Source organism: Sphingomonas sp. Leaf33, from assembly GCF_001421785.1.
Lineage (GTDB): Bacteria > Pseudomonadota > Alphaproteobacteria > Sphingomonadales > Sphingomonadaceae > Sphingomonas.
In genome coordinates this window covers 63141-72347 of sequence record NZ_LMLB01000001.1, presented here as the reverse complement: position 1 = coordinate 72347, position 9207 = coordinate 63141, and the positions used below count along the sequence as shown (strand labels likewise).

Below are 9207 nucleotides of genomic sequence, written 5' to 3'. Positions count from 1 at the left end.
AGCGATGCTATGGCATCGTGACCCCAGGGCTTTCTTGGCTCGCGACGCCGCCCTGGGCCAAAACCGGCCCGCGGCAAAGCCGTCGCCCGCAGGAAGGCGCTGGCGAGGAGTGCCGCGCAGCAGGTAGCGGCGCTACCTGCAAGCAAGCGACGACGACCAGCGCCTTCCTGCGGGCGATCACGATCCCCGTCCTGACCGACTTTAAACCCTATCTGATCGACGCGGCGGGGCGGGGCGGAAGTGCCAGATTTGACCCTGGGAACAGGCGAGTACGCCCGCAATCGTCGCCTTTTCGCCGGCATATAGCGCATCCAGCAGACCCTCGACATTGGTCGCCGGATCGAACCGGCCCTCGCAGGGCCTGGCCGTCCGGACGTCGAGAATAGCACGACGGGCGAGTCGGCGACGCACCTCGCGCGGCAAGCCGGTCATGTCCCAGCCATCGCCGCGACGGCGTTCGGTGACCATCAGGTCGGCCATGGCATCCAATGCCGCCGCCGCCTCGGCACAGGCGGCCGCGGATTGCGCTACCGCCCGCGCCTCGATCGGTGCGTCGGACAGCCAGTCCCGCATCCGCACCCGGTCGAATCGCGGGTCGGCGTTGCTGGGATCATCGACGAAGGGCAGGCCTTGCGCCTCGGCGAAGGCCCGCAGCTCCGCGCGACGCCAGCCCAGCAGCGGCCGGGCGAGCGTAACGCCGCGTTCGTCCCGCAGCGCACGGATGCCGCCGAGGCCCGTGACGCCCGATCCGCGTCCGGCGCGCATCAGGAACGTCTCCGCCTGGTCGTCGGCGTGGTGCGCGGTCAGCAGGACGGTCGCGCCGTTGGTCTTGGCCCAGTCGGTCAGCAGGGCATACCGCAGCACCCGCGCGTCGGCTTGGATCGACTGCGGCGCCCAGCCGTCCGGTGGAACGAGCGTCGTGTGCGGGACGCCGGCCGCGGCGCACCAGTCGGCGACCATTCGTGCCTCTGCGGCCGAGGCGGCGCGCAGGCGGTGGTCGACGGTGGCGGCGATCGTCGGGGCGGTGGCGTGGGCGAGCGACAGCAGCGCCATCGAATCCGGCCCGCCGGAGACGGCGACGGCGATCGGACCGCTCGGCAGGCCGACGAGCGCGGTCAGGTCGGCGCGGAAGCGTTCGGTCCAGTCGGTCACCACACCCTCTCGTGCTCCCGCGCAGGCGGGAGCCTAGAGCCGCGCGCGATATCGGTTGTAACCCTGGGCTCCCGCCTGCGCGGGAGCACGCAGGCTCACGAACACTTCTGTGCCGCACGGCCCTTGGCGATGTCCGCCTTCATCCCCGATGTCAGCTTCTCGCCGTACACCTCGGTCAGCTCGGTATAGACCTTGCACACGTCGGCGGCGGGCTTCTTCAGCTTCACCAGCGACTGGGCGAGGTAATAGAGGCTGTCGGGCGCGCGTTCGCCCTCGGGGAATTTCTTGTAGCTGTCGTAAAAGGCAAGGCTGGCGAGGCTCGGCTTGCCTTCGTCGAGGTAGGAGCGGCCCAGCAGGTTCTGCGCGAAGCTCGCGCGGCGGTGCTTGGGATATTTGTCGGCGACCGCCTTCAATTCCTTTTCCGCCGCGGCATATTGCTTGGCCTGCCACAGGCGATAGCCATAGGTGTAGCCGTCCTCGGCCGGATCGCCGGTACTCGGCCGCTCGATCGCGGGTGCGGCATCGTCGGCCGCAACCTCGGTGGCGGCGGGGGTCGGGGCCGGGGTCGTCACCGCCGGACGCGTCGGCCGCACGGCGGGCCGGGTGGGTGGCGTGACCGGGCTGGTGTCGCCGGTCGCATCGACCACCGCCGGTTCGGCCGGCGCCGACACCAGCGACGCCTTTGCGCGATCCTCCAGCAGTTTGAGGCGCGCGTCGGTCGCGGTCTTGTAGGCGGCGAAGCCCTCCTCGAGCTGGCGCAGGCGGAAGCCGGTCTGTTCGACCTGGCCGGTCACCGATCGCACGCTGCTCTCCAGCGCGCTGACGCGTGCGGTCAGGTCGGTGATCGGCGCGGCGGCGGGCGCGCCCAGCGGATCGCTGGTCGTCTGAGGCGCGGTGATCTGCGGCTCTACGGTCATGCCGGCGCCGCCGGGGAAGACTTTCCGCTGCACCGCGCGCATCTCGCGCTCCAGCCGGTCGACCCGGCCCTCGACCGCGACCTGCGCGCTCGCCGCGCCGCTTGTCAGCATCACTGCGGCCACACTGGCCAGCATCAGATTACGCATGTCACACCCCCCGGTGTCGAACTACCGAAAATACCGATATCGCAGAACCGCGGCGGGTTCGCCAGCCGCCGTGCGACTGCCCGCCTCAAAGCCCGCTCGCGTTGCCCGGCGCGGCATCGGACGGTGTCGCGGTCGGTACGGGCGTCGGCGCGGCGGCGGTCGGCCGCGAAACGGATGTCGCGCGCGCAGCGGGCGCGCCCGACCGCGTCGACGGGCTCGCGCTCGTCGTCGACGCGGGTCCGTCGCCCCGCGCCAGCAGCGCGGACGGCGCCAGCGACACGTCCTTGATCGCGACGCGACCGGTGCCGAGCGGCGCGACGGCCTTGCCACCGACGGTGATCGCCAGCTTGTCGGGCCGGCCGACGTTGATCTGCGCGCCGACCGTGCCGGCAGGGATGTCGTATCGCTCGCCCGGCGCCATCGTCTTCATGACCAGCGTCTTGTTCTCGCCGTCGTAGATGCGGACCCAGACCTCGTCGGTCGCGGTCACGGTCACCTGGTCGTTCGCCGCCGGCGGCGGGGCGGGGGCGACGGTCTGCGGCACCGGCACCGCGACTTCGGTCGCCGGCGTCGCAGCCGCGCCCTGCTGCGATCCGCCGCGCAACAGGTCGGTGCCGTACCACAGGCCGAGACCGACGATCAGCAGGATCGCGACGATCAGCCCGCCCCACACCAGCCCCTTGGGCGGGGTGCGCGACGGTTCCTCGACCTGATACGCCGGGATGCTGTGGACCGGGCGATTCCAGTTGCGGTTCAGGTCGGCACGCACGTCGCTGGCCAGCGCGACCTCGTCCACGCCGACCGCGCGGGCATAGGCGCGAGCAAACCCCATCGCATAGGTCTGCGACGGCAGATTCTCGTACGTGCCGTTCTCGATCGCTTCCAGGTGACGCTGCGGAACACGGGTCCGAGCGCCGATATCGGCCAGCGACAGCCCCTGCGCTTCCCGCGCCATGCGCAGGCGCTTGCCGGGGCGCGTGGGGGTCTCGATCGGTTCGGGCGAACCGGGCTCGGCGTCGGTCATGCTCACTCCCGCGTATGGCGGCGGATGTTCACTGGTTATTGCGAACTGTCAACGAATTCGCGGGCCGAACGGCCCGTGCTGCGGCGAAATGTCAGTCGAGTTCCACGCCGTGCGCGGTCGCCCACGCCTCGATCGTCGCGCGCATGTCGGCGGGCGGCCGCGCCAGCCAGTCACCCATCTGCGCGACGATCGCCGCGCGATCCAGGCTGCGGACCATCGCCTTGATCGGGCCGACCGCGGCGGGCGTGATCGACAACCGGTCGATGCCAAGCCCCAGCAGCGCCAGCGCCTCCAGCGGTCGCCCGCCCATTTCGCCGCACACCGCGATCGGCACGCCCGCGGCGTTCGCCTCGCGCGTCACGCGGGCGAGGAAGCGCAGGATCGCCGGGCTCAGCCAGTCGTAGCGCACCGCGAGCTTGGGGTGCGCGCGATCGGCGGCGAACAGGAACTGGGTCAGGTCGTTGGTGCCGACCGACAGGAAATCGAGCTTCGGCAGCAGGATGTCGAGCACTTCGGCAAGCGCCGGTACTTCCAGCATCGCGCCATAGCGGATCTGCGTCGGCAGCTTCTTGCCGCGATCGGCCAGCCAGCCGCGCTGCGCCTCGAAGATCGCCTTGGCCGCGTCGAACTCCCAGGGTTCGCTGACCATCGGGAACATGACGCTCAACGTCCGTCCCGCACCCGCCTCGATCAGCGCGCGCGCCTGCGCCTTCATCAGGCCTTCGCGCTCCAGCGCCAGGCGCAGCGCGCGCCAGCCCATCGCCGGGTTTTCCTCCTCCCCCGCCTCGTCATGGTCGAGGTAGGGGAGCGCCTTGTCGCCGCCGATGTCGACCGTGCGGAACACGACCGGCCGGTCGCCCGCGGCGTCCAGCACATCACGGTACAGCCGCTGCTGCCGCTCGCGCGCGGGCATCGTCGCGCTGACGAGGAACTGGAATTCGGTGCGGAACAGCCCGATGCCGTCGGCGCCGGTCAGGTCGAGCGCGGCGACGTCGTCGCGCAAGCCGGCATTGACCATGACGGTCACGCGGTGGCCATCGGTCGTGACGGGCGCGGCGGTCTTCAGCGCGGCAAAGGCGGCGCGACGCTTCTGGCTGAGCGTCAGCTTCGCCTCGAACGCTTCCTCCATCGCCTGCGTCGGGCGCACGAACAGCGCCTCGCCGCCGACATCGAGCAGCAGCTTGTCGCCCTCAGCCACCAGCCGCTTGATGTCCTTGGCGCGGCCCAGCACCGGCACGCCCATCGCGCGCGCGACGATGATGACGTGCGCAGTCAGCGACCCTTCCTCCAGCACGACGCCTTTCAGCCGGCGCCGGTCGTACTCCAGCAGTTCGGCGGGCCCAAGGTTCTTGGCGATCAGGATGGTGTCCTCGCGCAGCCCCATCTGCGCGGCGGTGCCGAGACGCCCGGACACGATGCGGATCAGCCGGTTGGACAGGTCCTCCAGGTCGTGCATCCGGTCACGCAGCAGCGGATCGTCGATCTGGCGCATCCGCATCCGCGTGCGCTGCTGCACCCGCTCGATCGCGGCTTCCGCGGTCAGGCCGGAATCGATCGCTTCGTTGATCCGCCGCGACCAGCCTTCGTCATAGGCGAACATCTTGTACATCTCGAGCACTTCGTCGTGCTCGCCGCCGACGCCGAATTCGGCCTGTGCCTGCATCCGCTCGATCTGGTCGCGCATCTTGTCGAACGCGGTGTAGACGCGGCGGCGCTCGGCCTCGGTATCCTCGGCGACGGTATGCTCGATGACGATGCGCGGCTGGTGATAGACCGCGACGCCCGCGCCCATGCCGTCGACCAGCTTGAACCCCTGGATACGCGCGGTCGCGGTCGACTGGATGCGAGTGGTAGCACCGGCCGATTCGTCGATCAGCCCGGCGTTGGCGATCAGTTCGCTCAGCACCATGGCGACGGTCTGCAGCGCCTCGATCTCGACGTCGGCATAGCGGCGCGGCTCGACGTGCTGGACCGCGAGCACGCCGACCGAGCGTTCGCGGCGGATGATCGGCACGCCGGCAAAGCTGTGGAAGCGGTCCTCGCCGGTTTCCGGCCGATAGGCGAAGTCGGGGTGCGCCGCGGCTTCGTCCAGGTTCAGCGTCTCGACATTCTGCGCGATCGTGCCGACCAGACCCTCGCCCAGCGCCAGCGTGGTGACGTGGACCGCGCTTTCCTCCAGCCCGTGCGTCGCGAACAGCTCCAGCACACCTTCGCGCAGCAGGTAGATCGAGCAGACCTCGCTATCCAGCGCCTCGGCGATGATGTCGGCGACCTGGTTCAGTTTCGCCTGCGCACTGGTGCGCGCCGCCATCACGTCGTGCAGGCGGACGAGGATTTCACGGGCGGAGGCGGCAGCGGACAAGGGCATCGCCGTCTCGCTATCAGATCGCGCGGTCCCGTGCGAGGGCGGTTGGGTTCAGCGTGACGCTACGGCAATCCCGCTGCGCCGCGCAATAGGGTCGGCGCTCATCACGGTCATGTCATAGGCCAGCCGCGGCGCGACCTGTCCCGCCTGCCAGGCGGCGAGATCGGCGCGATAGCTGGCATAGCGTGCAAAGAAATTGGTGAAGGGCGCATCGAGCACCGGCAGGCCGAGCGTGGCCAGCCGCTGGACCTCGCCCAGCGGCGTCGTCGTCGCCTCGGTCGCGATCGTCGTTGCGGCGGCGCAGAAAGCATCCTGCACCGGCGGCAGCGCGAAGTAATTGTAGAGCTTCGTCATCCGCCCGTCGAACGCGGCCTGGCCGCCCGACCCGGCCATCGTGCCGTCATGCGCTTTCGCCAGCGCCTTGGCATGGGTGCGGACGAAGCCGTTATAGGCGTCGATCAGCGCCTGGTCGTTGCAGCGCAAAGCCGCGACGTTGAGCGCGGCGCGCAGGTGCCACAGCATCGCTGCATCGCCGAGCGCGCGGTTGGGCGTGTCGAAACTGCCATCGGCCAGCCGCGCCGGCAAGATTATGTTGGCCGCAGCACCCGCCGGCGGCACCGGCTTCGCCACCGGCACGGTCGCAACGACCGGCGGCGGCGCGACCACCGCGACCGATTCGCGCTCCTTCGCGCAGCCACTCAAGACGACGGCCGCAGCCGCCACGCAAACCCTGATACGCATCACCGACGCCCTTCTTGCGCCCCCCGCAGGACCGCGATGCGCCCGGGATGGTGAAGATCAGGTTAGCGGCGGGAGATTCAGATCGTAGCTTGCGAGAAGACGGACGCGCGGGTGGTGCTTCTCCGCCTTGCGCACGAATTTTTCGTCGCACGTTGCAAGATCGGCATCGAGATCAATCGCCATCGCAAGATACAAACAGTCCTGGATCGGGTGGTCGAGATCGATCGACAACTGCGCCGCAAACCGCAGCAAGGCTTTGTCTGGACGGCGGGTGTCCACGGCAGCCGCCCCGAAGTCCCCGAACCATAGCTCCAGCAGCTGCGCCGAATCGATCGGATCCAGTTTTGCCATCCGGGCGACGCGCGCAATGGCGCCTGCGACTTCGATCACGATCAGGTCGGGTCCGCACAAGTTCGCGCGGTGGAGCGATAGAAACGCGAGCGCCCTGTCAGAGTGGTCTTCCCACAAGACCCATTTCGCCGCCAGGCTGGCGTCGACGACGATCATGTCTCATCGCGCATCTGCCGAATGATATCGGTCGAATCCGGCAGCGGCCCATATTTCGCCCGCATCCGCTGCTGAAGCGCGGTCATGTCTTCGATATCGACTTCGACGGTCGGCGTGCTGAGCGCCAACCGCACTTCCGCCTCCAGCGATCGGTGATTGGCCTTTGCGCGCGCTTTCCACTTTGCATGGAGCGTGTCGTCGAAATTACGGATCGTTAGTGTCGCCATGCCATTAAGCTAGTAATCTGCTAGCAAAGTGCAAGCATCACGCCGCCCGCGCCTCCAGCGCCTGCGCGGCTTCCGACATCAGCGCGCCCAGGATGTCGGCGAGCGGTTCTTCCTTCGTCACCATGCCGACCGACTGGCCGGCCATCAGGCTGCCGTTCTCGACATCGCCGTCGATCACCGCGCGACGCAGCGCGCCTGCCCAGTAATGTTCGATCTGCAACTGCGCCTCGGCCATGGCGACCTTGCCGTCATCGAGCGCCTGCGCGACTTCGCGCTGCTTGGCGGTGAACGCTTCTCCGCCGGCGTTCTTCAGCGCGCGCACCGGGATGACGGGCAGGCGCGGGTCGATCTGGACGCTCGCCACGGCATCGCGGGCCGATGCGCGGATGAACGCCTTCTTGAAGTTGGCGTGCGCGATGCTTTCGCTTGCGCACACGAAGCGCGTGCCGAGCTGCACGCCCGCCGCGCCCATGTCCAGATAGCCCGCGATCGCCTCGCCCCGGCCGATCCCACCGGCGACGAAGACCGGCAATTGCTCGGCCAGTTGGGGCAGCATTTCCTGCGCCAGCACGCTGGTCGAGACCGGGCCGATGTGGCCGCCGGCCTCCATCCCCTCGATCACCAGCGCATCGACGCCCGACCGGACCAGCTTCTTGGCAAGGCTCAGCGCCGGCGCGAAGCAGATCACCTTGGCGCCGGTCGCCTTGATCGTCTCCAGCGAGCCCTTGGGCGGCAGGCCGCCGGCCAGCACGACGTGCGTGACGTGGTGCCTTGCGCAGACCTCGATCAGTTCGAACAGCTGCGGGTGCATGGTGATCAGGTTCACGCCGAACGGCTTGTCCGTCAGCGCCTTGGTGCCTGCGATCTCGGCATCGAGCAGCGCTGGGTTCATTGCCCCGCAGGCGATCAGCCCGAAGCCGCCCGCATTCGACATGGCCGCCACCAGGTTGCGTTCGCTGACCCACGACATCGCGCCGCACATCACCGCGACCTCGCTGCCCAGGAAGTCCACGCCACGTGCCATGCGGCGTGCCAGCCGCTCTTGTCCGATCGTCATGGAATGCGGCCTAGCCGCGCGCGGCGGGATCAGGCAAGTCCAAGCCCATGCGGCAGGCCCATCACGAACTGATCGTCCCCACGCCCGGCCACGGCCTGCACGAGATCACGCGCGACGTTACCGGCTGGGTCGTGGACAGCGGCATCTCACCGGCCTGCTGACGCTGTTCGTCCGTCACACGTCCTGCTCGTTGCTGATCCAGGAGAACGCCGCACCCGCTGCGAGGCGCGACCTCGAGCGCTATTTCGCAACGCTCGCCCCCGAATCGCGTGCGTACGAGCATGACGACGAAGGCCCCGACGACATGCCCGCCCACCTGCGCGCGGCCCTGACCGCGGTCAGCCTGTCGATTCCGGTCGTCGGCGGGTGCCCGGTGCTGGGGACGTGACAGGGCATCTACCTGTTCGAGCATCGCACCACACCCCATCGGCGCCGCGTGGTGCTGCATGTCATCGGCACCTGACGCCGGCGGGCTGGATTTTATGTGGCGCGCAGGTCAGGGTGCGCCGCACATCGCGATGGGACATCGGTTCATGGACGCCAAAAAGAACGTGACGATCGAGGTTCGCCTGCCCGACGTGACCAAGGCGGCGTTCATGGCGCGATGCCGGGCGGAGGGGCGCTCCGCAAGCGACGCCGTTCGCGGGTTCATCGATGCGCAGCTTGCCCCCCGTCCGGCACCGTTGCCCCGGGTCCTGCGACGCGGCGCGCTGATCTGGACGATCGGCCTCGCGTTCGGCACCGGCATAGCGGCGCCCTCGCTCGCGCGGCCCGAGCGACCGGCGGCGCCGAGCTTCGCGCACCTCGATCGCAACCACGACGGGGTGATCGACCGCCGGGAATATCGCGCCCGCTAGATCTGAAGTCGGTTGTCGTCGGGACACGCTTCATACCCTGTCCGGACACGCAAAACGTGGCGTTTCGGGTGGCCGTTGCGCCACGTGGTCTGCATGACAGATACAGCATCGCGTGCGCGCGCCGACCTCCGCTTTCTCGCCCTGCTCGCGCTGGGCGTGACGGCGCTCTACACCGTCGTCGGCCAACCCTTTTACATCCCGTCCGAATCGATG

General features: G+C 68.9%; 9 protein-coding genes and 2 pseudogenes. 3 read left to right on the top strand and 8 right to left on the bottom strand.

The features are described 5' to 3' along the window. Nucleotides 1-201: 201 nt before the first annotated feature. The 8 genes from tilS to ASE86_RS00350 form a co-directional block, all read right to left on the bottom strand. On the bottom strand, nt 202-1152 hold the full coding sequence (tilS, locus tag ASE86_RS00385) for a tRNA lysidine(34) synthetase TilS (protein ID WP_235523943.1): 951 nt from the start codon (nt 1150-1152) through the stop codon (nt 202-204). A gap of 95 nt (nt 1153-1247) precedes the next feature. Further along, entirely contained in the window at nt 1248-2216 is a 969-nt protein-coding gene (locus ASE86_RS00380; RefSeq protein ID WP_056421563.1) for an outer membrane protein assembly factor BamD, read from the bottom strand. A gap of 85 nt (nt 2217-2301) precedes the next feature. Then, nucleotides 2302-3240, bottom strand: coding sequence for a helix-turn-helix domain-containing protein (locus ASE86_RS00375; RefSeq protein ID WP_082441806.1), 939 nt, complete (start codon nt 3238-3240; stop codon nt 2302-2304). Between the two features lie 91 nt (nt 3241-3331). Next, complete coding sequence (ptsP, locus tag ASE86_RS00370; RefSeq protein WP_056421561.1) at nt 3332-5608, bottom strand: phosphoenolpyruvate--protein phosphotransferase; 2277 nt, start codon at nt 5606-5608, stop codon at nt 3332-3334. A gap of 48 nt (nt 5609-5656) precedes the next feature. After that, nucleotides 5657-6346 (bottom strand): hypothetical protein, encoded by a 690-nt coding sequence (locus tag ASE86_RS00365; protein ID WP_156346987.1) that lies wholly within the window; start codon nt 6344-6346, stop codon nt 5657-5659. 57 nt (nt 6347-6403) lie between these two features. Beyond that, on the bottom strand, nt 6404-6853 hold the full coding sequence (locus ASE86_RS00360; RefSeq protein ID WP_056421559.1) for a type II toxin-antitoxin system VapC family toxin: 450 nt from the start codon (nt 6851-6853) through the stop codon (nt 6404-6406). Next, nucleotides 6850-7080, bottom strand: coding sequence for a FitA-like ribbon-helix-helix domain-containing protein (locus tag ASE86_RS00355; RefSeq protein ID WP_056421558.1), 231 nt, complete (start codon nt 7078-7080; stop codon nt 6850-6852). Before ASE86_RS00355 ends, ASE86_RS00360 begins: the two co-directional genes overlap by 4 nt. Before the next feature lie 37 nt (nt 7081-7117). Further along, nucleotides 7118-8137, bottom strand: a complete 1020-nt coding sequence (locus tag ASE86_RS00350) for an NAD(P)H-dependent flavin oxidoreductase (protein WP_056421557.1) — start codon at nt 8135-8137, stop codon at nt 7118-7120. A gap of 47 nt (nt 8138-8184) precedes the next feature. On the opposite strand from ASE86_RS00350, the pseudogene ASE86_RS00345 reads away from it, so the two are divergent. From ASE86_RS00345 to ASE86_RS16685, 3 genes and pseudogenes are all read left to right on the top strand, one after another. Then, nucleotides 8185-8600 (top strand): annotated as a pseudogene (locus ASE86_RS00345) (secondary thiamine-phosphate synthase enzyme YjbQ). Nucleotides 8601-8670: 70 nt separating this feature from the next. Then, nucleotides 8671-8994, top strand: a complete 324-nt coding sequence (locus ASE86_RS00340; protein WP_056426328.1) for a hypothetical protein — start codon at nt 8671-8673, stop codon at nt 8992-8994. 93 nt (nt 8995-9087) lie between these two features. Beyond that, a pseudogene (locus ASE86_RS16685) lies at nt 9088-9207 on the top strand (hypothetical protein); the annotation flags it as partial.

Coding starts and splice junctions, on each gene's coding strand:
- ASE86_RS00350 (WP_056421557.1), bottom strand. CDS start 8,137: ATGACGATCGGACAAGAGCGGCTGGCACGCCGCATGGCACGTGGCGTG.
- ASE86_RS00380 (WP_056421563.1), bottom strand. CDS start 2,216: ATGCGTAATCTGATGCTGGCCAGTGTGGCCGCAGTGATGCTGACAAGC.
- ASE86_RS00360 (WP_056421559.1), bottom strand. CDS start 6,853: ATGATCGTCGTCGACGCCAGCCTGGCGGCGAAATGGGTCTTGTGGGAA.
- ASE86_RS00375 (WP_082441806.1), bottom strand. CDS start 3,240: ATGACCGACGCCGAGCCCGGTTCGCCCGAACCGATCGAGACCCCCACG.
- ASE86_RS00340 (WP_056426328.1), top strand. CDS start 8,671: ATGGACGCCAAAAAGAACGTGACGATCGAGGTTCGCCTGCCCGACGTG.
- ptsP (WP_056421561.1), bottom strand. CDS start 5,608: ATGCCCTTGTCCGCTGCCGCCTCCGCCCGTGAAATCCTCGTCCGCCTG.
- ASE86_RS00365 (WP_156346987.1), bottom strand. CDS start 6,346: ATGCGTATCAGGGTTTGCGTGGCGGCTGCGGCCGTCGTCTTGAGTGGC.
- ASE86_RS00355 (WP_056421558.1), bottom strand. CDS start 7,080: ATGGCGACACTAACGATCCGTAATTTCGACGACACGCTCCATGCAAAG.